This is a genomic window from Mycolicibacterium sp. Y3 (assembly GCF_051188035.1).
GTDB classification, from domain to species: domain Bacteria; phylum Actinomycetota; class Actinomycetes; order Mycobacteriales; family Mycobacteriaceae; genus Mycobacterium; species Mycobacterium fluoranthenivorans.
Window position 1 is genome coordinate 1,882,137 of sequence record NZ_JAVQLT010000001.1, and the last position, 22,584, is coordinate 1,904,720.

Sequence of the window (22,584 nt, forward strand, 5' to 3'; positions counted from 1 at the left end):
CTCAGCATTCGACGACGTTGACCCCCACGTTGATGGCCAGCCCGCCGGTCGAGGTCTCCTTGTACTTGGCGTGCATATCCGCTCCGGTGGTGCGCATGGTCTCGATGACCTGATCGAGGCTGACCCGGTGGCTGCCGTCGCCGCGCAACGCCATCCGGGCGGCGTTGATCGCCTTGCCGGCTGAGATGGCATTGCGTTCGATACAGGGGATCTGAACCAGCCCGGCGATCGGATCGCAGGTCAGTCCGAGGCTGTGTTCCATGGCGATCTCGGCCGCGTTCTCCACCTGGTGTGTGGTGCCGCCGAGGATTTCGGCCAGTCCCGCAGCGGCCATGGCTGCCGCCGACCCGACCTCGCCCTGACACCCGACCTCGGCTCCGGAGATCGACGCGCGCTCCTTGAACAGTGATCCGATGGCAGCCGCGGTGAGCAGGAACCGGACCGCGGTGTCGTCCGGGTCAGCCGTCCCGGCGCGGGTGTAGTGGGTGGCGTAGTGCAGCACGGCGGGGATGATGCCGGCCGCTCCGTTGGTCGGAGCCGTGACGATGCGCCCGCCGGAAGCGTTCTCCTCGTTGACCGCCAGCGCGATCAGATTCACCCAGTCCTCGGCGAATTCCGCTGTGCGCTCTGGATCTTCGGCGCTGAGACTGTGGTACCAGGCCTTGGCCCGCCGCCGCACCTGCAGAACTCCGGGCAGCACGCCGTCGCGGGCGATGCCGTTGCGGGCACTCTCGGCCATGACATCGCGCAGGTGCAGCAGGCGCTTCCGGACCTCCCCCTCGGAGCGGCAACATCGTTCGTTGCTCATGGCGACCGCGCTGATGGTGAGTCCCTTGAGCGCGCAGAGTTCGAGCAGTTCTCGACCCGAGGCGTACGGCAGCGGGGTGGCGCAGCGGTGGTCGGTGCCGGCGTCGGGGCAGTCCTCGGTGACGACGAACCCGCCTCCGATGGAGTAATAGGTCTGGGTGGACAGCACCTCGCCGCGGGAATTGAAGGCGCTCAACGTCATTGCGTTGGGATGGCGCGGCAGGACCGTCGAGGCGCGCAGAATCATCGCGTCCTCGGTCAGGGGCACCGGAATGTCCCCGCCGATCCGGGTGGTGCCGGTGGCGGCGATCGCGGCGAGGCGGCGTTCCTTGTCCTCGGTGGTGACGTCTTCGGGCCGGCAGCCTTCGAGGCCGAGCAGGATCGCCGACTGGGTGCCGTGGCCGACGCCGGTGGCGGCCAGGGAGCCGTACAACTGCACGCCGATCCGGGTGAGGTCGCGCAACTGGTCGTCGGCGCGCAGGGCTTCGACGAACCGCGCGGCGGCACGCATCGGACCGACCGTGTGCGAGCTCGACGGGCCGATACCGACGGAGAACAATTCGAATGCGCTGACCACCATGGCAATTACTCGCTGCGGGCGGTGGGTGTAACGGACAACGGGCGACTCCATCTCGGCTGAGCCCGGAGCCAAACCGGGCCGGTGGCGCCCTCCCCGCTCTGTCCTGAAACCTGAGAGTCTGCGGTTCCGCGTCGTGCCGCGGATCCTCTACACCTTCGGTAAGGCCGTTCCCATGAGGTGACGCCTTGTCTCCAGAGTTGCCTCGACGCTGCGGTACTGGTGCCTGAGAGATTCCCGGGGAGGATATTGCTCCTACGGCGCCTCGTGAACGAGGTTCTCCCACAACGTGTCGACGGCTATTCGATTGTGGTGAGCAGAGAATCTACCCACTCACGCGTCGGATGTCACGTCGAGATCGGACACCTACCGCGCTCGTGCGGGGACACTGATTACGATGACGCCCATGCCTGAAGCGCTGATCATTCCTATCCGCGGGCGTGCCCCGCAGCTGCACGCCGAGTCCTGGGTGGCGCCCAACGCCACCCTGATCGGCCCGGTGACGCTGGCCGCCCGCGTGAGTGTCTGGTACAACGCCACATTGCGCGCCGAGTTCGAGCCCATCGAGATCGGCGAGGGCAGCAACATCCAAGACGGTGTCACCGTCCATGTCGATCCGGGTTTCCCGGCGCGCATCGGCGCGGGTGTCACGGTCGGCCACAACGCGGTGCTTCACGGTTGCACCATTGAGGACGACGTGCTCGTCGGGATGGGCGCCATCGTGCTGAACGGGGCGGTCGTGGGTGCGGGGTCGCTGGTGGCGGCCGGCGCGGTGGTGCCCCAGGGGGCGGTGATTCCGCCACGGTCGCTGGTCGCGGGTGTGCCGGGGAAGGTGCGCCGCAGTCTCGGCGACGAGGAGGTCGCCGGCAACCGCTTCAACGCCGAGGCCTATCGGGGGCTCATCGACTTGCACCGGGGGCAGGGTTAACCCGAAGGCGAACGCCGACAACGCTTCCCGCTGAGGTTTCCATCGAACTCGGTACGTTCCCGCGACGGTGGGTTTGAAGGGCGGCCCACGCGGGCATCCGAACCAGCAGGCACGTCAATTTTTGATGCGCCCCTTGATCGGAGGAGTCCTCATGACCACCACCAGCTGGATCATCGTCGCCGTCGCCGCCGCATTGGTGTTGGCGCTCGTCGCGTTCCTGGTTCGCAACGCCACCCGCCGCCGACGCACCGCGCAGGCCGAACGCATCCGGGCAGAGGTTCAGGAGGAGAGCCAGCGGCTGAACAGGCGCGAGGCGGTGGCCGCCGAGACCGAGGCGAAGGCGCGCGCGGCCCAGGCCGAAGCCGAGGCGAAGGCCGCCGAAGCCGCCCTTCTGCAGGATCGGGCCGCCGGCCATCGTGATCAGGTCGACTCGACTCGTGAGCGCTTGGATGCCCGGCGCGAGCAGGCCGACAAGATCGACCCCCGGGTGACCCGCGACGAGAGCGATGACCAGCCCGACCGAGTGGTCGTCGACGACGCTCGCGGTGCCCGGCACTCCACCCGATGAGGCCGGACCACCCTCTTGTCCGCCTGGTGTGACGAGCAACTCCCTGGCGTGTAGCACCTTCTCGATCAGGGTATGGACCGCGTGCAGGTGATAGGACTAGCGGTGGTCAGGAGGCTTCGGTGATGATGTCGAACGCATGCGTGGGATGCGGATGACCGCGCGCGTCCTCGTCACCGGGGCCACGGGATATATCGGATCACGATTGGTCGGTGAACTGCTCTCGGCCGGCCACGACGTGGTGGTGACCAGCCGGAGGCCGGAACGTCTGACCGCTTTCGGGTGGTATCGCGACGTCACGGCCGTATCCCTGGATGCGAACGACCCCGATTCGGTGGCAACGCTTTTCGCGCGGTGCGGACACGTGGACGTCGTCTACTACCTGGTGCACGGGATCGGTGAGGCGGACTTCAGGACTACGGACAACGAGGGCGCCCGCCGCTTTGCGCTGGCCGCTGCTCAAGCGGGCGTCGGCCGCATCGTCTACCTCGGCGGTTTCGTGCCCGCCGACGACGTGTTGTCCGAACATCTGGCCGGCCGGGCCGAAGTGGCTGCGGCCCTCACGGTTGCCGGCGGTGCCGAAGTGGTGTGGCTCGGTGCGGCGCTGATCATCGGCGCGGGGTCGACGTCGTTCGAGATCCTGCGCTATGTCGCCGAACGCTTCCCGGTGCTGCCGCAACCGTCCTGGCTGTCCAACCCCCTCGACCCCATCTCCATCCGCGATGTGCTGCACTACCTCATGGCCGCCGTAGACAGCGAGTTGGTGCCCGCCGGGGCGTACGACATCAGTGGACCGCAGACGACCAGCTACCGGGACCTGTTGGCGGTCTACGCCCGGTTGTCCGGAACACGGCAGTGGGCCGTGCCCGCGCCGGGCGTGCCGACCGTGGTCGCGTCGAAGGTGTCGGCTGTGGCGCTTCCGGTTCCCGGCGCGCTCACCGCCGATTTGACTGCGTCTCTGGATCATCCGATGACCGCGGCGGGGGAGGGGCTACGTAATCTGGTGCCCGACCCGGCCGGCGGTCTGCTGACGGTGAACAAGGCGATCACCCGCTCGCTGCATACGCCCGAGCGGGTCCCGGTCACCGATCTGGCCGATCCACACCACCTCGCCGATACCGACCCGTCCTGGGCCGGCGGCGATATGTCGCGCATCCGTCAGCTCACCCCGACGATCGCCCGGCCGGCGCTTGCACTGCTCTCGCTGCTACCCGGTCCGGCCACCGCCGCACTGCGCACCGGGATCGATATTCTGGCCGGGCTGATCCCGCGGGGGCGTCGCCGATGATCCCGCCACCGTGGCGCGCCGCTGCACCTGCCGTCGAGGAAGCCCGAAACGTGGTGCTGCGCAGACGGATCACCGTCGTTGTCGTGTTGGTGATGGGGGCGGCGCTGCAGGCGTACTCGCTGAGCAGGCACCCGGGAGACAACTCCTTCTACGTCTTCACCCTCATCATGGCCGTGGTCTGGTCGGCAGGGGCCGTCCTGTCCGGGCCGTTGCACCTGGGCCGGCTGCCCGGAGGTGCGCGCCGGCCCGTCCTACTCGGAATCGGGGTGGGAATCGGGCTGGGCGCGGTGTTCGTCATCGGCGGCCTGATCGCGCGGCTCATCCCGCCGGTGCGTGAATACGTCACCGCCGTTTTGCAATTCGCCGATCAGGGCGCACTTGCGCTGGTCGTTTTCATCACCGTGATCAACGGCTTGGCTGAGGAGCTGTTCTTCCGCGGCGCGTTGTACAGCGCGCTCGGTGGTCACCGGCCCGTCCCGGTGTCGACGGCGATCTATTTCGTCGCGGTGATGGCGGCGGGCAACCCGATGCTCGGGTTCGCCGCGATCGTGCTCGGCGCCGTCTGTGCGCTGCTGCGCCGCGCGACCGGTGGCGTGCTGGCGCCCATGCTCACCCATTTCTTCTGGGGTCTGGTGATGGTGCTGGCCCTGCCGCCGATCTTCGGTCTGTGACCGGCACGGTCGCCTCAGGAATTCAGCGGATGCGCCATCTCGTCGCGCGGCATCCGGGCTGCCAGCCAGGCGATCAGACCCAGCGCCGCCGGAATGGTGCCGGCCGCCAAGAAGATCGTCTGCACCGCGAACACCTTGGACAGCGGCCCGGCCACGGCCATCGACACCGGCATGAAGACCAGCGAGACGAAGAAGTCCAGGCTGGAAACCCGGCCCAGCATCGCCGGGGGAACCCTGCGCTGGAGCAGCGTCCCCCAGATGACGGTGGCCGCGGTGCTGGTCATACCGACCACGAAGGCAGCCGCCGCCATCACCGTAAACGACGACGTGTAGCCGATCGCGACCAGAGGCAGATTGCCCAGTCCCCAGCACATCACCATCACCGTGAGATAGCGCCGCGGCAGCCGCACCGACGAGACCGCGATCGCACCGACCGCCCCGCCGAGGCCGAATGCAGCCAGCACGAAACCGAAGATTCGTTCACCGTGTGCGAAGCGCGCATTCGTGATGAACGGCAGCAGCACTTCCAGTGGACCGATGATGAGCAGGACGAAACCGCTCGCGAACAGCAAGGTCGCCAGCAGCCACGGGGTGCGCACCATGAACCGGAAGCCGTCCCGGAGGTCGGCCAGCGGATGCGTGCTCGGACGTTCGGCCGGAACTGATTGGGCCACCGACCTGGTCGCGACGAGCAGGATCAAGCCGGTGCCGTAGAGGATGGCGACGGCCACCGCGCCCAGCGACGGGAAGGTGGCGCCGATCAGCATGCCGGCCACTGCCGGGCCGACGGCCTGCTGCATGGTGGGCCGGAGCATGCCCTCGATTCCGTTGGCCGCCAGCAGTCGTTCTGGCGGGAGCAGCCGCGGTAGGTAGGCGCTGTACGCCGGGAAGAAGAATGCGGCGCCCACGCCGAGGGCGGTGGCGCCCACGGCCATGTGCCACAACCGCAACTGGCCGGTGAGGCCGAGTACCGCCACCGCCGTGGCCACGGCGGTGTTGACCGATTCGACGGCGATGATGATGCCGCGCTGCGGCAGACGGTCCGCGGCGATACCGCCGACCAGGACGAACGCGATCAAGCCTGCGCTCAAGCAGGTTGCCACCAGGGACAGCGCGGTGGGGTCGTTGTCCAGCGCGATGACCTGCAGCGCCATCACCACCGTCCACATGCCGGAGGCGAAGATGGACAGCGCGACGGCGCCGATCAACAGGCGGTATTCGCGGTGCCGCAACGGTGCGAATACCCGCCAGCGCGGTTGCTCCAGTTGCGTGGTCACATCACCGATGGTGACCGATCGGGGTTGGGCGAAGCCACCGAATTATTCGGCGCGCGGGTTCACTTATCGGTGAAGGTGGCCTTGCGGTGCTCCTGGAAGGCCTTGGTGCCCTCCCGGAAATCGTCGGAGGCCAGCAGAACCAACTGACCCTCACGTTCGCGCTCGAGTGCGGCCTCGAGTTCGGTGAGGGTGGCATCGTTGATGGCCTGCTTGGTCTTACGCAGCGACACGGCCGGGCCGGTGGCCAGGGTGTCGATCACCTTGGCCACGGCGGCGTCCAAGTCCTCGGCGGCGTGCACCGTGGTGACCAGACCCCAGTCGTAGGCCTCGGCCGCGGTGATGCGCTCGGCCAGCAGTGCCATCCGCTGCGCGCGGATGCGCCCGACGGCCGCCGCGATCAAGGCGGAGGCCCCGCCGTCGGGCATCAGTCCGATCTTGGTGAAGGCCAGCATGAAAAAGGCCTTCTCCGAAGCCAATACGATATCGGCGGCGAGCGCCAGCGAGACGCCGACGCCGGCGGCCGGGCCCTGCACCACGGCGACGACGGGTTTGGGCAGCGCGACGATGGACCGCACCGCGCGGTTGGCGGCGTCGAGCACCGCCTCCGGTCCGCTGGCGGACTTGCCCGAGACATCCTCGGCGCTGATACCGGCGCCGGAGCTGAAACCGCGGCCCGCGCCGGCCAACTTCACGACGCGGACCGCGGGGTCGATGGCGGCCCGTTCGAGGGCTTCGGCGAGACCGGTCAGCATGGCTTCGGACAGCGAGTTCAGGCTGTCGGGACGATTGAGGGTCACCGACAACACCCCGTCGTCGAGCGCGACGAGCAGGGAGTCGATGCTGGCATACGTCATGAGAAGCGCCCTCACAGTTGGCTGGGTGGCCCACGGCCGGTCGACTTGGTTATACAAGTAAGCTATGTCGGCGGTCAACTAACTCGTACTCGACGAGCAACTCAACGACGAAGGACGGCGGTATGACGGGACCACTGCACGGATTGCGGGTTGTCGAATTGGCCGGTATCGGCCCCGGCCCGCACGCGGCGATGATTCTGGGTGATCTGGGCGCAGATGTGGTGCGGGTGGACCGCCCGACGGCGTCGAACAGCCCCGCCAAAGATGCCATGTTGCGTAACCGGCGCAGCGTCACCGCCGACCTGAAATCCGCTGAGGGCAAACAGTTCGTGCTCGATCTGGTGGCCAAGGCCGATGTGTTGATCGAGGGTTTCCGACCCGGCGTCACCGAGCGGTTGGGCCTCGGGCCCGAGGATTGCGCGAAGGTCAACGACAAGCTGGTCTACGCCCGGATGACGGGGTGGGGGCAGGACGGCCCGCGCGCACTGCAGGCCGGTCACGACATCAACTACATCTCCCTCAACGGTGTGCTGCACGCGATCGGGCGTAAGGGCGAGAAGCCGGTGCCACCGCTGAACCTGGCCGGTGATTTCGGTGGCGGGTCGATGTTCCTGCTGCTGGGCATCCTGTCGGCGCTCTTCGAACGCCAGACCTCGGGCAAGGGGCAGGTGGTCGATGCGGCCATGATCGACGGCTCCAGCGTGCTGATCCAGATGATGTGGTCGTTCCGGGCGCAGGGCCTGTGGTCGGATGAGCGCGGCACCAACATGCTCGACACCGGCGCTCCCTATTACGACACCTATGAGACCGCCGACGGCAAGCATTTCGCGATCGGTGCCATCGAACCGCAGTTCTACGCCGAGCTGCTGGCCAAGTTGGGGCTGGACCAAGCGGAGCTGCCCGGCCAGAACGACATGGCCCGCTGGGAAGAGCTGCGGACCACCTTCACCGAGGTGTTCAAGACCAAGACGCGCGACGAGTGGGCGCAGATCTTCGCGGGTTCGGATGCCTGCGCCACACCGGTGCTGGCGTTCGGTGAGGTGCTCAGTGAACCGCATGTGGCCGAGCGCGACACCTTCTATGAGACGGGTGCCGGCCTGCAGCCGATGCCCGCCCCGAGGTTCTCCCGCAGCCGGCCGGGGCAGCCCACGCCGCCCCCGGTGGTCGGCGCCGACAACGACACGATTCTCTCCGACTGGGCCTAGAGCCCGGTAACGACCCCGATAGGAAGGAAGCACGGCACGTGGAAATCAGGGATTCGGTAGCGGTTGTCACCGGCGGGGCTTCGGGCCTCGGCCTGGCGACCACCAAGCGACTGCTCGACGCCGGCGCGTCGGTCGTGGTCATCGACCTCAAGGGCGAGGAAGCGGTCGTCGAACTGGGTGAGCGCGCCAGGTTCGTCGCCGCCAACGTCACCGACGAGGACGCGGTCAGCAAGGCCCTGGATGTGGCCGAGTCGCTCGGTCCGGTGCGCATCAACGTCAACTGCGCGGGTATCGGCAACGCCATCAAGACCCTCGGTAAGGAGGGTCCGTTCCCGCTGGACGGTTTCCGCAAGGTGGTCGAGGTCAACCTGATCGGCACGTTCAACGTGCTGCGGCTGGCCGCCGAGCGCATCGCCAACACGGAGGTGCTCGACGACGGAAAGGGTGCAGGGGAGCGTGGCGTCATCATCAACACCGCCTCGGTCGCGGCGTTCGACGGGCAGATCGGCCAGGCTGCCTACTCGGCGTCCAAGGGTGGTGTGGTCGGGCTGACCCTGCCGGTGGCGCGTGACCTGTCGCGCAGCCTGATTCGTGTCTGCACCATCGCCCCGGGTCTGTTCAAGACCCCGCTGCTGGGCTCCTTGCCGGAGGAGGCGCAGCGCTCGCTGGGTCAGCAGGTGCCGCACCCCGCCCGGCTGGGTGATCCGGATGAGTATGGCGCGCTGGCGGTGCACATCGTCGAGAACCCGATGCTCAACGGCGAGGTCATCCGCCTCGACGGTGCGATCCGTATGGCCCCGCGGTAGATCGAGGAGAAGCAATGACTCTGGTTACGAAGTTCACCGAGGCCTTCGGTGTGGAGCACCCCATCGCCCAGGGTGGTATGCAGTGGGTGGGTCGCGCTGAATTGGTGGCGGCCGTGGCGAATGCGGGTGGGTTGGGTTTCCTCACCGCACTGACCCAGCCGACGCCGGCGGACCTGGCCAATGAGATCGCCAAGACCCGCGATCTGACTGACAAGCCGTTCGGGGTGAACCTGACGATCCTGCCGTCGATCACCCCGCCTCCGTATGACGAGTACCGCCAGGTGATCGTCGACGCGGGTATCAAGATCGTGGAGACCGCGGGTTCCAACCCCGGGCCGCATCTGCCGATGTTCCACGACAACGGGATCAAGGTGTTGCACAAGTGCACCTCGGTGCGGCATGCGGTCAAGGCGCAGACCCTCGGGGTGGACGGCATCAGCATCGACGGCTTCGAGTGCGCCGGTCACCCCGGTGAGGATGATGTGCCGGGCTTGGTGCTGATTCCGGCGGCAGCCAAGGAGATCGAGATCCCGATGATCGCCTCGGGTGGTTTCGGTGATGCACGTGGTCTGGTGGCGGCGCTGGCCTTGGGCGCCGATGGGATCAACATGGGCACCCGGTTCATGTGCACCGTGGAGTCCTGTATCCATCAGAACGTCAAGGAGGCCATCGTCGCGGGTGACGAGCGTGGCACCGAGCTGATCTTCCGCAGCTTGCACAACACCGCGCGGGTGGCGTCCAACGCGGTCTCACGTGAGGTGGTGGCGATCCTCGCCGACGGCGGCCAGTTCGAGGACGTCAAGGACCTGGTGGCCGGTGTGCGTGGTCGCAAGGTGTTCGAGGACGGCGATATCGATGCCGGCATCTGGACCGCGGGCACGGTCATGGGCCTGATCCACGACATCCCGACCGTCGCCGATCTCATCACCCGCATCGTCGACGAAGCCGAGGACATCATCATCGGCCGGCTGGCCGACATGGTCGTCCTCGACGAGGAAGAGAAAGCCAGCGCCTGAGCTGCGCTACGAGCTGACCGCGCGGTCGAACAATGACGTTCGGCCGCGCGGTTTTCGTTGGCGAGAAGTCCCTGAGACGCCACAACGCCGCCGAGGCATGGCTCAGCGGCGTCGTGGTGCTAGGAGGGAGCTGTTGCGGTCAGACCGCTGCAGCGAGGTCGGGGAACTGCTCGGAGGTGTCACCCTCGACGAGGACATCCCCGTGGTACAGGGCGTCAAAGTCGACTTTGATGACATCGGCACTGGTGTCGTCGATCCACATGACACTGAGCGTATGGGTCACATTTAAGGAATCTTTGAGTCACGATTCTGAATATCGTGGCAATTCTTACCGCCGGGTAGGTTCGGGATGTTTGCGGGCGTTGCGCCCGATCGCCTTACTCAACAGTCAGGATGACCCTGACCTGCGCCTGAGCTTCAAGATCGACGATTTCACAACCCTGCGGTGTGTGTGCCGACACACGAAGGCGTCGATGTGACTCCAGCAAATGTTACTTCCGAGTTCTACTCCGGAGTAGGGCCTGCCGGCCAGTGAACCGTCCGTAACGCTGCGTCGTGATCGGGGCAGACGGATTGACGGTGTGACTTATCGTTGTTAACTTAACGGCGATATCCAAGCCTGCTCTGGAGGGGAAGCTGCATGCTGAATCGAATCGCGCTTCTCGCGATGGCCGCGCCCCGGCGCGTACTGGCGCTCTCGGCCCTGGTCATGGTCGCGGCCGCGATCTTCGGCATCCCGGTCGCCAAGAGCCTGTCCGCCGGGGGTTTCCAGGACCCGACATCGGAATCGGCGCACGCGACCCAGCTGCTCACCGACAAGTTCCACCAGGGCGATATGCAGCTGATCATCACCGTCAGCTCGCCCGACGGTGTCAACGGCGCCGCGGCGACCACCGTCGGGAAGGAGATCGCCACCGCCCTCGGCAAGTCGCCTCATGTGGCCCAGGTGACCTCGGCGTGGACGGTGCCGCCCGGTTCTGGGGTGAGCGAAGCGACGGGCGGTGGTCCTGCCGCAGACCTGATCAGCAAGGACAAGATGTCCGGGCTCATCGTCGCCGGCATCAACGGGGGTGAGAATGACGCTCAGAAGTACGCCAAGGAACTGTCCGACCGGCTCGTGCACGACCGCGATGGGGTGACGGTCCGCTCCGGTGGCGTCTCCATGGTCTACGCCCAGATCAACGCCCAGACCGAGCGGGACCTGTTGCTCATGGAATCCATCGCGATCCCGCTGAGCTTCCTGGTGCTGGTCTGGGTGTTCGGCGGGCTGGTCGCCGCCGCGCTGCCGATGCTGGTCGGCGGGATGGCGATCCTGGGCACGATGTCGGTGCTGCGGCTCATCACCTTCTCCACCGATGTGTCGATCTTCGCGCTCAACCTGTCCACCGCGATGGGCCTGGCCCTGGCGATCGACTACACCCTGCTGATCATCAGCCGCTACCGCGATGAACTCGCCGAGGGGCAGCCGCGCGACCGCGCGCTGATCCGCACCATGGCGACGGCCGGGCGGACGGTGCTGTTCTCGGCGACGACGCTGGCGCTGTCGATGGCGGCCATGCTGCTGTTCCCGATGTACTTCCTGAAGTCCTTTGCCTACGCCGGCCTCGCGACCGTGGGTTTCGCCGCGTTGGCGGCCGTCATCGTCACGCCGGCCGCGATCTGGTTCCTCGGCGATCGGCTCGACGCGCTCAACGTGCGCCGGCTGTTCCGGCGGGGGCCGGCTCCCGCCGCCAAGCCGGTCGAGCAGCTGTTCTGGTACCGGTGGGCGGGTGCCGTGATGCGCCGCGCCATCCCGATCGGCCTCGCCGTCACGGCGCTACTGGTGCTGCTCGGTGCACCGTTCCTCGGCGTCAAATGGGGCTTCCCCGACGACCGGGTGCTGCCCGGCTCCGCCTCGGCGCACGAGGTCGGCGACCAGTTGCGCAATGACTTCACCGACAACTCGGCGACGGCGGTGACCGCCGTCATCCCCGACGCCGACGGCCTGACCCCGGCCGAATTCGACCGCTACGCAGCGCAGCTGTCGAAAGTCGCCGCGGTGACCTCGGTCTCCAGCCCGACCGGCACCTTCGTCGGGGGTGACAAGGTCGGCCCCGCCGGGCCCACCGCCGGTCTCGCCGAGGGCAGCGCGTTCCTCACCGTGGCCAGCACCGCACCGCTGTTCTCCGATGGCTCCGAGCAGCAGCTCGACGCGCTGCACGCCGTCAGCGGACCGGATGGCCGTGCCGTCGAGTTCGCCGGGATCGCGCAGATCAACCGGGACAGCGTCACCGCCATCACCAATCGGCTGCCCTGGGTGCTCGGCGTGATCGCGGTGATCACCTTCGGTTTGCTTTTCCTGCTCACCGGCAGCGTGGTGCTTCCGCTGAAAGCCCTTGTGCTCAACGTGCTTTCGCTGACCGCAGCGTTCGGGGCCCTGGTGTGGATCTTCCAGGACGGGCATCTGTCGGCGCTGGGAACGACGGCCACCGGCACGCTGGTGGCCAATATGCCGGTGTTGTTGTTCTGCATCGCGTTCGGGTTGTCGATGGACTACGAGGTGTTCCTGGCGGCGCGTATCCGGGAGTACTGGCTGTCGCTGGACGGGCCGACCCGGCAGCGCAACGACAGGGCGGTGGCGCTCGGTCTGGCCCGCACCGGCCGGGTCATCACCGCCGCCGCGCTGGTCATGTCGATCTCGTTCGCCGCGCTGATCGCCGCACAGGTGTCGTTCATGCGGATGTTCGGCGTCGGGCTGACGCTGGCGGTGCTGGTCGATGCCACCCTGGTGCGGATGGTGCTGGTGCCGGCGTTCATGCATGTGGCGGGCGGCTGGAACTGGTGGGCGCCGAAGCCGCTGGCGTGGCTGCACGAGCGGATCGGTATCAGTGAGAGCGGTCCGGAGCGCGACACGGAGGGGCGCGAGCCCGTGGCCGCCGGTGTGACGGACACTGGTCAGCGTGGTTGAAGCTCTCAAACGCCGGCGGGCTGCCCGCGGCTCGGGTGAACGGTTACGCGAGGAGATCCTCGACGCGACCACCGAACTCCTCCTGGAAACGGGTCACGCGAAAGCGGTGTCGATCCGGGCGGTAGCGCAGCGCGTCGGTGTCACCTCCCCGTCGATCTACCTGCATTTCGCCGATAAGGACGCACTGCTGGACGCCGTGTGCGCCCGGTACTTCGAGAGACTCGACGAGGAGATGCAGCGGGTCGCGGTGGGCAAGAGTTCCACCATCGAGGTGCTGCGCGCCCAGGGGCTGGCCTACGTGCGGTTCGCCCGCGAGACCCCGCAGCTGTACCGGATCGCGACGATGGGCGAAGGCAGTCCCGGCAGTGACGTCGATATGACCCTGGCCAGTTCGGCGTTCGTGCACATGCGTGACTCGATCGAAACACTGATGGCCGAAGGGATTTACCCGCAAGGGGATTCGACGGCCGCGGCGCTGGAACTGTGGACCGCCGTGCACGGTGTGGCGGCCCTGTTGATTGCCAAGCCGTACCTGCCGTGGGGTGATGCCGAGCAGTTCGCCGACCGCGTGTTGAGCGCCGTGTGCTGTGGCCGCATCGTCTACGGCATCGTGGGTCCGGACGCCACCCCAGAAGAGACCATCGCGAAATTGCAGGAGCTCAGATGACGACCATCGAGAATCCGTTCTTCGCTCGGCTGTGGACCGTGATGTCCGGCCACGAACCCGAGTCGCTGCGGCGGCTGCGGGTGGAGAACCTCGCGGGACTGACCGGCCGGGTGCTGGAGGTCGGTGCGGGCACCGGTACCAATTTCACCCATTATCCGACCGGTGTCACCGAGGTCGTCGCGGTCGAACCCGAACCTCGGCTTGCCGACGTGGCAGCCCGTGCCGCGCAATCGGCGCCCGTGCCGGTGACCGTCACCACCGACACCGTCGAGACGTACGCCGCGCAGCAGCCCTCCTGGGGCGAGCGAAGCGACGGGGAAATGTTCGACGCCGTGGTGTGCTCGCTGGTGCTGTGCTCGGTAGATGAACCCGATACCGTTCTGCGGCAACTATTTTCGATGATCTCACCGGGTGGCCAGTTGCGCTATCTGGAACATGTCGCCAGCTCGGGCCCGCGCGCCTCGCTGCAGCGGCTGGCCGACGCGACGGTGTGGCCGCGCCTGCTCGGCAATTGCCACACCCACCGCGACACCGAAGCCTCGATCGTGGCCGCCGGATTCGAGGTGCGCAGGTCGCGGCGCCAGCTGACGTTCCCGGCGTGGGTGCCGGTGCCGGTCGCCGAGTTCGCGATCGGCCAGGCGGTGCGGCCCGGTTAACCCAGCAGAGCGGGCAGGCGCTGCAGCAACCCGGGCAGTGCCGTGGCCGCGGTCTCCCGGACCACCACCGTCGCGGCGGCTGACAAGGGCGTGGCCTGCGGGTTCACCTCGATGACGGGGATACCGTTGGCCAGCGCGGCCTCCGGCAGGCCCGCGGCCGGATAGACGATCGACGACGTACCCACCACGATCACCACATCGGCCCCGGCCACCGCAGCCACCGCGCCGTTCCAGGCGGCGTCGGGCAGGCCTTCGCCGAACCACACCACATCGGGCCGGATCAGGCCGCCACACGCGCACCGGGGCGGGTCGATGGCCTCGACCGGCGCCGGCATCGCCGGCAGTGCTCCGGTGAACGGTAAATGGCAACGATCGCAACGGAATTCGAACAGGCTGCCGTGCAGGTGGTGGACCTGGCTGCTGCCGGCGCGTTCATGCAGATTGTCGACGTTCTGGGTGGCGATGTGGATATCGGCGTAGTCTTCCCACGCCGCGACGGCGCGGTGGCCGTTGTTCGGTTGGACGGCGTCCATCATGTAGTGGCGCCACAGGTACCACGCCCAAACCTTCTCCGGGTGCCGCTGCCAGCCCTCGCTGCTGGAGATCTCGTAGGGGTCGACGTTCGCCCATAAACCCGTCTCCACGTCGCGAAACGTCGGCACACCGCTCTCGGCGGACATGCCGGCCCCGCTGAGCACCGTCACCTGCACACCACCAAAGTAGCGGGTGTGGGCGATACTGGGCACATGGCCGGGTTGGGGGAGTGGGTCCGGCTGGACGCGCAGGCGGCAAGCCCTTTGTTCGACCAGTTACGGACCCAGATCATTGATGTGGTGCGGGATGGCCGGCTGGAGCCGGGCACTCGCTTGCCGACGGTGCGCGATCTGGCCGGGCAAGTGGGACTGGCGGTCAACACCGTCGCCCGCGCGTATCGGGAGTTGGAAGCGGCGGGCATTCTCGAAACCCGTGGGCGGTTCGGCACATTCGTGGCGCGGGTGGATCCGGCCGATACGGCGATGGCGGCCGCCGCGCATGCCTTCGCCGAAACGGCACGCCAACTCGGTATCGGAAAAGCCGAAGCGCTGCGCTATCTGGACGCCGTCCTGGACTGAGCGCTCCAGCGCACGACGTCCAGCGCGACGGCGACGTCCACGCTGCGCTCGGCCAGTGGGCGGGGCAGCAGCTCGTCGGCGCGTGCCAGCCGCCGCAACAGGGTGTTGCGATGGGTGTACAGCCGTGCGGCCGTCCGCGAGGCGTTGCACTGTTCGCCGACGAATGTTCGTACCGTGTGCTGTAATTCGGGACTCGCGGTCTCGAAGTCGCCCAGCGTGCGGTGCACGAACTCGGCGGCGCGGGCGGCGTCGGCGGTGATCAGGGCGACCAGCTGGATGTCGGTGAACAAGGCGAGCCGCTGCGGTGAATGCAGCCTCGCCATCATCTGCTGCGTGGTGATCGCGTCGAAATGGCTGCGCCGGAAGCCGTCGATTCCCTCGGCTGTCGAGCCGATCGCCACCCGGATATCGGCCGACTGGGCGACGAGTGCTTCCAGCGCGCAGGTCTCGATGTGGCCGGGTGCCCACACCCAGCGGGTCGCCACACTGGGCAGCACGCTCAGCGGGCGCCGTCCACCGGCCGCCAGCCCGATTGCCTCTGCGGCCCGCTCAAGTTGGGCCAGGTCCCCGTCGGGGTGCTCGCACCAGATCACCACAGCGGTGTGGGTGCCGGTCAATGCGTAGCCGAGGCGGCTTTCGGCGCGCTGCCGGGGGATGGGTGCGCCGTCGAGGATGAGCGCGACGGTCTCGCGCCGTTCGGCGTGGGTGCCGTGGGTGAGTTCGTCGCGTTCGAGTTCGATCTGGGTGGCGATGCCGGTCAGGGTCGCATCGATGAACGTGCTGATCGACCGCGAGCAGATCTGCAACATCTCGTGCAGCTCGGCAGGATCGGAGGACAGGTCGAAGGCGATGTCCATGAGGCGCCGCCACGCCACCCCTTCGCCGACCCGATAGGCATCGAGGGGAAAGGCGTCGATGCCGCGGCGCACCAGCTCGCGTGCGATGGACAGGGGCTCGGGTCCGGTGTTGGGAGGGACGGGTGCACCGGGGTCCCGTACATTGGCGGTGCCCCAGAAGAACAGGTTGGCCCGGTTGCTGCGACTGACGGCGGCGGCGAGTTCGGGATCGGAGCCGATCGCGGGATTGGCGTTGAGCACCGCGTCATCGAGCTCCTGGAGCCACTCGGGGCGGGCATTGACGACGATCTGCGCGCACCGCCGGATCAGCTCCCGCACCGGCGGTGACGGCTTCGCCCACTCCACCCGGTCAGCCTAGGAGAATGGTGCAAAGTGCACATCGTGATGGACAGAATGGGTTATTTCGACCTTGGGTTCGGGTAGTTGGACGGCGACCATGGAGACATGACTCACACCGAACACGTCGACGTGTTGATCGTCGGCGCAGGTATCTCGGGCATCGGCGCCGCCTACTACCTGCAGCAGGAGCATCCGGGGCGCAGCTACGCGATCCTGGAGGCCCGCGGCGCGACCGGCGGGACCTGGGACCTGTTCCGGTATCCGGGTATCCGGTCGGACTCCGATCTGCACACCTTCGGCTACGAGTTCAAGCCGTGGCGCGACGAATACGCCATCGCGACCGCCGACAAGATCCTGGCCTACCTGCGTGAGACGGTCGACGAGAACGGTATCGAGCGCCGGATCCGGTTCCACCACAAGGTGCTCGGCGCGGCATGGAGCACCGCCGAATCCCGTTGGACGGTCGATGTCGAGCGCGACGGGGAGATGATCCAGATCAGCGCGGACTGGCTGTTCTGTGCCGGTGGCTACTACCGCTACGACCAGGGTTACACCCCGGAATTCCCAGGGCGCGAACGGTTCACCGGGCAGATCGTGCATCCCCAGCACTGGCCCGAGGACCTCGACTACACCGGTAAGAAGGTCGTCGTCATCGGCAGCGGCGCCACCGCGGTGACCCTGATCCCGGCGATGGCCCCCACCGCCGGACACGTCACGATGCTGCAGCGTTCACCGACCTACGTCATGCCGGTGCCCGCGAAGGACGGCTTCGCCAACGCTGCCAAGAAGCTGCTGGGTGACAAGCGCGGTTACGCCCTGACCCGGCGCAAGAACATCCTCAAGCAGCGGTCGGTGTACGTGCTGTGCCAGAAGTACCCGGCGGCCGCCCGCAGGCTGATCCGCTCTATCAACGCCAAGCAGCTTCCGGCCGGATATCCGGTCGACGAGCATTTCAACCCGACCTACAACCCGTGGGACCAGCGGCTGTGCGCGGTACCCGACGCCGACCTGTTCAAGGCGCTCAGCGACGGCAGCGCATCGGTGGTCACCGACCGGATCGCCACCTTCACCGAGAACGGCATCCTGCTGGAGTCCGGCCGCGAGCTGGAAGCCGACATCATCGTCACCGCGACGGGACTGCAGATCCAGTTGTTCGGCGGGATGGGGCTGACGGTGGACGGCGAGCCGGTGAACCCGGCGGAAACCGTTGCCTACAAAGGCATCATGTTGTCCGGTGTGCCCAACTTCGCCTTCGCGTTCGGCTATACCAACTCGTCGTGGACGCTGAAGGTGGGGCTGTTGTGCGAGCACTTCTGCCGGCTGTTGTCCTATATGGATGCCCACGGTTTCGACGCGGTCCGTCCGGAGGTCCTCGACACGGCCATGCCGACGCTGCCGCTGATCGATTTCGGTGCCGGGTACGTCAGCCGCAGCGCGGCGGAACTGCCCCGCCAAGGCGTCGACGGCCCGTGGCAGATGACGATGAACTACACCGCCGACGTCGAGACACTGCGGCACGGGCCCGTGACCGATTCGCATCTGCGGTTCAGCGCGAGGGTCGCCGCCGCCGAACCAGTGGCCGCTCGATGACCGACCGGTACTGCCTGCTGCCTGACGGCAACCGGGTGTGCTACCGCACCGACGGTGATCCTGCGGGACAGCCGCTGGTACTGATCGCGGGCCTCACCCTGGACCTCACCAGCTGGCCGAGGGAGATGGTCGACGGGTTGACCGAGGGTGGATTCCACGTGATCCGGTTGGACAACCGCGACGTCGGGCGTTCCACCTGGGCCACCACCACACCGCCCGGGACGCTGCGCCAGCTCACCCGCCGGCCCCGGCGCGACGGCTACGATCTCGCGGATATGGCCGCCGACGTCGTCGGACTGCTCGACCACCTCGGTATCGAGCGGGCACACCTGGTGGGGATGTCGATGGGCGGCATGATCGCCCAGACGGTGGCCGCGCGGTACCCGGCCCGAGCGCTGTCGTTGACGTCCATCTTCTCGACCACCGGCGCGCCCCAGGTCGGACAGCCCGCCGTCGCCACATTGATGCTGATGGCCGCGCGGCCCCCGCGGACCAGACGGGCGTTCATCGACCGCCATGTCAAGATGATGAAACATCTTGCTGGAAAAGGCTTTCCGATGGACGTCGCCGGTGCGGTGGAATACGCTGCCGGCGCCTGGGAACGCGGACCGGGCCCCTGCGCTGCTGCCGGCGTGGCACGGCAGATCAACGCGATCTACAAATCCGGGGACCGCACGGCGGAATTGGCCCGCATCACCGCCCCGACTCAGGTCGTGCACGGGGACCGGGACCTCATCGTGCATCCCAGCGGCGGTATGGCCACCGCGGCGGCCATACCCGCTGCTCGGCATCTGACCATCCCTGGGATGGGCCACGACCTTGCCCCCGGTGTGACGGGCCGGCTGGTGACGGTCATCAGCGAGAACGCGGCCCGCGCAACCGAGTCGCGTGAGCGCAGCGACGGGGAGATCGTCGGTTCAGCCGAACTCCAGCAAGGTGGTCACCCCGCGCAGCGAATCCAGTAGCGGAATCCGGTAGGCCGCCCAGATCAGGGTGTTGACCACCCGGCCGCGGCCCGGCGGCAGCGGGACGTCGTGGACGGCCCGGACACCGGGCACGGTGTTGATCAGGTCGGCGGCACCGGCCACCGAGAGGCTGAACGGCATCGGCGGTACCCGGTAGCGCAGCGAGGGACGCAGCAGACCGTTGCGCGCCCACCACGCGAACCAGTGCGGCGGCAGGTCGAACATCATCTGCCCGCCGGGGAACCGCTTCGCGCATTCGGCGATCAGGCTCATCGCCTCCGCGGGCTGCAGATACATCAGCAGACCCTCGGCCGTGATGAACACCTCGTTGGCGTCCTCAACTTTGTCCATCCAGCTGTAGTCCAGCGCGGACTGTGCGCAGGTGTGGATCCGGTCCGACGGCGGCAGCAGCTTCTCGCGAAGCGCCACGATCGGGGGGAGATCGACGGTGAGCCAGGTGAATTCGTTGCTCACACCGGAGGCGTCGATGCGGTAGAAGCTGGTCTGCAGGCCCTCGGCGAGAGCGACGACGGTAGCGGCCGGATGATCGCGCAGATAGGCGCGGGTGGCCGTATCGAAGGTCAGCGCCCGCAGCGCCATGTCCTGGCGGTTCGCGGACCCGAACTTCGCGAAGTCGAAGTCGATGGAGTCAGCCAGGCTGACGGCGACCGGATCATCGAGGATGGCATCCGGTCGGCGGGCTTCGTTGGCCCGGACCTGCAGGGTCAGCAGTGCGGTCTCGGAGACACCGGTCAGCGCCGAGGCGTCGATCTTCTGGGAGCTCACCGCGCCGAATGTACCCGCTCGGGTCAGCGCAGCACTTTGTCCAGGGTGCGCAGATTGCGGGTGGTGGTCGACGACTTGTAGCGCTTCTTGCTCATCGTCTTGCCGATCGCCGAGTCCAGCGTCGCCGCGCGGGCGACCTGCCAGTACAGGACACCATCGCCACGGGCCGCGGTGTCCCCGGCCTCGGTCGCCAGCGCGGCCAACTCCTGGAGAAGGTCGTCGTCGCTGACGAAGGTGACATAGGAGTGGTGCTCGGGAACGTCGCGCTCGAACGGGTACCGCTGAACAATCTCGCGGAGCTCGTCCAATCCGTAGACCAGTACCCAGGCGTCGTAACCGAACGCCTCCCGCAACGCCGCCTCCGCGGTGCGTCGCACCGACGTGGCCCCGGAAGTGCTGTCCAGCAACACGTTTCCACTGGCCAGCACGGTCTTGACATCGCCGAAGCCGGCATCGGTGAACACCTTGGCGACGTCGGCCATCTTCAGGTTCACCCCGCCGACGTTGACACCGCGCAGAAACGCGGCGTAGCGGGTCACGCGAACTCCGACGTCGTCACCGGCACGCCGACCAAAGTCGTGCCACCAATCCTGGGCAGAGCGGTCATCGTTGCGATCCTATCGACGTACGCTCGCTACATGGGTCGCCTGGTTTTCGATGACAAGTTGCTGGCATTGATCAGCGGGAATTCGCTGGGGGTGCTGGCGACGATCAAATCCGACGGCCGGCCCCAGCTGTCCAACGTGTCGTACTACTTCGATCCACGCGAGGTGGCGGTGCAGGTGTCGATCACCGAGCCGCGGGCCAAGACGCGCAATCTGCGGCGCGATCCGCGGGCGTCGCTGCTCGTCAGCTCGGACGACGGTTGGTCCTATGCGGTGGCCGAGGGCGATGCGATCCTTACCCCGCCGGCGGCAGAACCACACGATGACACCGTCGAGGGGCTGATTGCCTTGTACCGCAACATTGCCGGTGAGCACCCGGACTGGGATGACTATCGCCGGGCGATGGTCGAGGATCGGCGGGTGCTGCTCACCATCCCGATCGCCCATCTGTACGGGATGCCGCCCGGTCTGCGCTGATTGGGCCGGCTCTCGGATAGGCTCATGCAATGGCCGAGAAACCGGAAGAAGACGACACCAAGCGCAAGTTCCGGGAGGCGCTGGAACGGAAGAAGGCGCAGTCGTCCGGCGCCAACTCACACGCAGACGGCCGGGCGAATAAATCGAAGGCCCACGGCGTGGTGGAGAACCGCAGGGAGTTCCGCCGCAAGAGCGGTTAGTCCATCGGTTAGTCCGTCGCGCGGGCCAGACTCCGGGCGGCCGCCAGCGCGGTGAGCAGCACCGCGACGCACAGCAGTCCCGGGCCTTTCAGTCCCCAGCTCACCGAGGCGAGGGTGGCGGCGCCGGCGAGGCAGAGCAGCGTTCCGACCGCGGTCCCGCGGGCTGCGGTGACGGTGCCGCCGTCCCAGTAGGGCAGCGGATTGTTCTCCAGTGGTCGCAGCGCCATGAACAGCGCGGCGACCAGCGCCACCATGAGCGCCAGCTGCACGATGCTCAGCGCCAGCAGATGCGGCTGCCCGGGGTAACGGGGCAGACCCAGATAGTCGAACGCCAGGTGCAGCCCCAGCAGCGCCGGCATATGCCACAGGTACAGCGTCATCGCGCCGCTGTTGCCGATGACCGTCAGCCACCACACCCGCGGCCGGGTGGCCCAGCGACCGATGGCCGGCGCGGCGGCAATGGCGAAGGCGCACATCATGATTGCGTGCCCGGCCAGCAACAGCGATGGTGGCGTCATATTCTTCAGGCGCTGGCTTTCGATGCCGACGAGGCTCAGTTCGTACGGGCCGAAGCGCAGTAGCGCCAGGTTGGCGGCCAGCATCATGACACCGAGCGCGGCCGCTGTGGACGGGCGTAGCAGACCGCGGCGGTAGGCCACGCCGAACATGCCGGGCAACAGCCAGACCGACAGGTTCGCAAAGCCCAGCCAACCCAGGCTCGGGTCGTTGACGCGAGCCGCGTCCACCACGGCGATGAGCCCGTAGCCGAGGGCCACCGCTCCGGCCAGCCGTGCCGTGGTGGTGATCCGGGCCAGCAACGGAACCGACGCCAGCACAAGGACATACGCGCCGAGGAACCAGAGCAGTTGGGTCGAGATCCCGGCGATCGGCTCGTACACATGCACCGGGGCGACCCGGTGTAACACCGTCAGCGCCACCGCCCAGAACGCCAGGTAGGAGAACACCGGCCGGTAGAGGCGGGTGCAGCGTTTGAGGAGCCAGGTGCCCCAGTCGCCGGCCGAATTGTTGTGGTAGGACGTGACCGAACTCGCCACGCCGGCGAAGAAGAACAGCGGCATGATCTGGAAGATCCAGGTCAGTGCCTGCAGGACGGCCGAGGTGGTGAGCAGGTTGTCCCAGTGGAACACCTCGTCGGTGATGATGCTGGTGGCCATCAGGGTATGGCCGGTGACCACGCCGAGCAGAGACACGATGCGGATGACGTCGAGGGCGCGGTCCCGGTCGGCCGGGGTGGCCCGAGCCACCCCGGCGACGCTGGGAAACGTGGTCGCGGGCATGGCTCGACGCTAAATCAGCGACGCGCGATGCACCTGAGTAGAACCACTCAGAACCTCGAGATTTGTGGAGTCGCAGCCGTACTGGTTACGG

Annotated in this window: 24 protein-coding genes and 1 riboswitch; of the genes, 15 read left to right on the plus strand and 9 right to left on the minus strand. The window is 67.3% G+C overall.

Translation table 11 applies throughout. The features are described from left to right. Window position 1: 1 nt before the first annotated feature. Window positions 2-1,387: an L-serine ammonia-lyase gene (locus QN239_RS09290; protein ID WP_499009764.1), complete on the minus strand. Its 1,386-nt coding sequence runs from the start codon at window positions 1,385-1,387 to the stop codon at window positions 2-4. Between the two features lie 201 nt (window positions 1,388-1,588). Further along, window positions 1,589-1,679: riboswitch (glycine riboswitch) on the minus strand. Between the two features lie 111 nt (window positions 1,680-1,790). On the opposite strand from QN239_RS09290, the gene QN239_RS09295 reads away from it, so the two are divergent. The 4 genes from QN239_RS09295 (at window position 1,791) to QN239_RS09310 (ending at window position 4,836) form a co-directional block, all read left to right on the plus strand. Next, entirely contained in the window at window positions 1,791-2,312 is a 522-nt protein-coding gene (locus QN239_RS09295) for a gamma carbonic anhydrase family protein (protein ID WP_499009765.1), read from the plus strand. 151 nt (window positions 2,313-2,463) lie between these two features. Further along, window positions 2,464-2,880 carry a hypothetical protein gene (locus QN239_RS09300; protein ID WP_499009767.1) on the plus strand — a complete coding sequence of 139 codons (417 nt, stop codon included), beginning with the start codon at window positions 2,464-2,466 and terminating at the stop codon, window positions 2,878-2,880. Window positions 2,881-3,031: 151 nt separating this feature from the next. Continuing rightward, window positions 3,032-4,165 (plus strand): NAD(P)H-binding protein, encoded by a 1,134-nt coding sequence (locus QN239_RS09305; protein WP_499009768.1) that lies wholly within the window; start codon window positions 3,032-3,034, stop codon window positions 4,163-4,165. Continuing rightward, on the plus strand, window positions 4,162-4,836 hold the full coding sequence (locus tag QN239_RS09310; RefSeq protein ID WP_499009769.1) for a CPBP family intramembrane glutamic endopeptidase: 675 nt from the start codon (window positions 4,162-4,164) through the stop codon (window positions 4,834-4,836). Before QN239_RS09305 ends, QN239_RS09310 begins: the two co-directional genes overlap by 4 nt. Window positions 4,837-4,850: 14 nt before the next feature. Here QN239_RS09310 and tet(V) read toward each other — a convergent pair whose 3' ends face one another. Continuing rightward, entirely contained in the window at window positions 4,851-6,113 is a 1,263-nt protein-coding gene (tet(V), locus tag QN239_RS09315; protein ID WP_499009771.1) for a tetracycline efflux MFS transporter Tet(V), read from the minus strand. Between the two features lie 59 nt (window positions 6,114-6,172). Beyond that, the gene (locus QN239_RS09320) at window positions 6,173-6,967 is read right to left on the minus strand and encodes an enoyl-CoA hydratase (protein ID WP_499009773.1); all 795 of its coding nucleotides are present in this window, start codon (window positions 6,965-6,967) and stop codon (window positions 6,173-6,175) included. A gap of 122 nt (window positions 6,968-7,089) precedes the next feature. Between QN239_RS09320 and QN239_RS09325 the strand changes: the two genes are divergently transcribed. The 3 genes from QN239_RS09325 to QN239_RS09335 are packed head-to-tail and all read left to right on the plus strand — an operon-like array spanning window position 7,090 to window position 9,994. Beyond that, window positions 7,090-8,172 (plus strand): CaiB/BaiF CoA transferase family protein, encoded by a 1,083-nt coding sequence (locus tag QN239_RS09325; RefSeq protein ID WP_499009775.1) that lies wholly within the window; start codon window positions 7,090-7,092, stop codon window positions 8,170-8,172. Window positions 8,173-8,210: 38 nt separating this feature from the next. Next, entirely contained in the window at window positions 8,211-8,978 is a 768-nt protein-coding gene (locus tag QN239_RS09330) for a 3-hydroxyacyl-CoA dehydrogenase (protein WP_499009777.1), read from the plus strand. Window positions 8,979-8,992: 14 nt separating this feature from the next. Next, a complete protein-coding gene (locus tag QN239_RS09335) occupies window positions 8,993-9,994 on the plus strand; it encodes an NAD(P)H-dependent flavin oxidoreductase (RefSeq protein WP_499009779.1) in 1,002 nt (333 codons plus the stop codon). Between the two features lie 139 nt (window positions 9,995-10,133). On the opposite strand, the gene QN239_RS09340 is transcribed toward QN239_RS09335, so the two are convergent. After that, window positions 10,134-10,256: a hypothetical protein gene (locus QN239_RS09340; protein ID WP_090363461.1), complete on the minus strand. Its 123-nt coding sequence runs from the start codon at window positions 10,254-10,256 to the stop codon at window positions 10,134-10,136. Window positions 10,257-10,634: 378 nt separating this feature from the next. Between QN239_RS09340 and QN239_RS09345 the strand changes: the two genes are divergently transcribed. Genes QN239_RS09345 through QN239_RS09355 form a run of 3 tightly spaced genes read left to right on the plus strand, consistent with a single transcriptional unit; the run spans window position 10,635 to window position 14,264 of the window. After that, complete coding sequence (locus QN239_RS09345) at window positions 10,635-12,941, plus strand: MMPL family transporter (protein WP_499009780.1); 2,307 nt, start codon at window positions 10,635-10,637, stop codon at window positions 12,939-12,941. Further along, the gene (locus tag QN239_RS09350) at window positions 12,934-13,608 is read left to right on the plus strand and encodes a TetR/AcrR family transcriptional regulator (protein WP_499009782.1); all 675 of its coding nucleotides are present in this window, start codon (window positions 12,934-12,936) and stop codon (window positions 13,606-13,608) included. The genes QN239_RS09345 and QN239_RS09350 overlap by 8 nt, the downstream gene beginning before the upstream one ends. Continuing rightward, window positions 13,605-14,264: a methyltransferase domain-containing protein gene (locus tag QN239_RS09355; protein ID WP_499009784.1), complete on the plus strand. Its 660-nt coding sequence runs from the start codon at window positions 13,605-13,607 to the stop codon at window positions 14,262-14,264. Before QN239_RS09350 ends, QN239_RS09355 begins: the two co-directional genes overlap by 4 nt. Here QN239_RS09355 and QN239_RS09360 read toward each other — a convergent pair. Beyond that, complete coding sequence (locus tag QN239_RS09360; RefSeq protein WP_499016680.1) at window positions 14,261-14,974, minus strand: NAD-dependent deacylase; 714 nt, start codon at window positions 14,972-14,974, stop codon at window positions 14,261-14,263. The genes QN239_RS09355 and QN239_RS09360 overlap by 4 nt on opposite strands. Window positions 14,975-15,010: 36 nt before the next feature. On the opposite strand from QN239_RS09360, the gene QN239_RS09365 reads away from it, so the two are divergent. Continuing rightward, window positions 15,011-15,376 carry an Rv1152 family transcriptional regulator gene (locus QN239_RS09365; protein WP_090363467.1) on the plus strand — a complete coding sequence of 122 codons (366 nt, stop codon included), beginning with the start codon at window positions 15,011-15,013 and terminating at the stop codon, window positions 15,374-15,376. Here QN239_RS09365 and QN239_RS09370 read toward each other — a convergent pair. Next, entirely contained in the window at window positions 15,352-16,578 is a 1,227-nt protein-coding gene (locus tag QN239_RS09370; RefSeq protein ID WP_499009785.1) for an Rv1453 family transcriptional regulator, read from the minus strand. The two genes, QN239_RS09365 and QN239_RS09370, sit on opposite strands and share 25 nt — an antisense overlap. Before the next feature lie 99 nt (window positions 16,579-16,677). On the opposite strand from QN239_RS09370, the gene QN239_RS09375 reads away from it, so the two are divergent. Beyond that, a complete protein-coding gene (locus tag QN239_RS09375; protein WP_499009787.1) occupies window positions 16,678-18,162 on the plus strand; it encodes a flavin-containing monooxygenase in 1,485 nt (494 codons plus the stop codon). Continuing rightward, complete coding sequence (locus QN239_RS09380; protein ID WP_499009789.1) at window positions 18,159-19,127, plus strand: alpha/beta fold hydrolase; 969 nt, start codon at window positions 18,159-18,161, stop codon at window positions 19,125-19,127. Before QN239_RS09375 ends, QN239_RS09380 begins: the two co-directional genes overlap by 4 nt. On the opposite strand, the gene QN239_RS09385 is transcribed toward QN239_RS09380, so the two are convergent. Continuing rightward, window positions 19,080-19,913, minus strand: coding sequence for a class I SAM-dependent methyltransferase (locus QN239_RS09385; protein ID WP_499009791.1), 834 nt, complete (start codon window positions 19,911-19,913; stop codon window positions 19,080-19,082). The two genes, QN239_RS09380 and QN239_RS09385, sit on opposite strands and share 48 nt — an antisense overlap. A 23-nt stretch (window positions 19,914-19,936) precedes the next feature. Next, window positions 19,937-20,452: a DUF1697 domain-containing protein gene (locus QN239_RS09390; RefSeq protein ID WP_499009793.1), complete on the minus strand. Its 516-nt coding sequence runs from the start codon at window positions 20,450-20,452 to the stop codon at window positions 19,937-19,939. 99 nt (window positions 20,453-20,551) lie between these two features. Between QN239_RS09390 and QN239_RS09395 the strand changes: the two genes are divergently transcribed. Both QN239_RS09395 and QN239_RS09400 read left to right on the plus strand, forming a co-directional pair. Further along, entirely contained in the window at window positions 20,552-20,995 is a 444-nt protein-coding gene (locus QN239_RS09395; RefSeq protein ID WP_090363475.1) for a PPOX class F420-dependent oxidoreductase, read from the plus strand. Window positions 20,996-21,024: 29 nt separating this feature from the next. Then, window positions 21,025-21,195, plus strand: a complete 171-nt coding sequence (locus tag QN239_RS09400; protein ID WP_090363476.1) for a DUF5302 domain-containing protein — start codon at window positions 21,025-21,027, stop codon at window positions 21,193-21,195. A gap of 8 nt (window positions 21,196-21,203) precedes the next feature. Here QN239_RS09400 and QN239_RS09405 read toward each other — a convergent pair whose 3' ends face one another. Next, complete coding sequence (locus QN239_RS09405; protein ID WP_499009796.1) at window positions 21,204-22,493, minus strand: acyltransferase family protein; 1,290 nt, start codon at window positions 22,491-22,493, stop codon at window positions 21,204-21,206. Window positions 22,494-22,584: the final 91 nt, after the last annotated feature.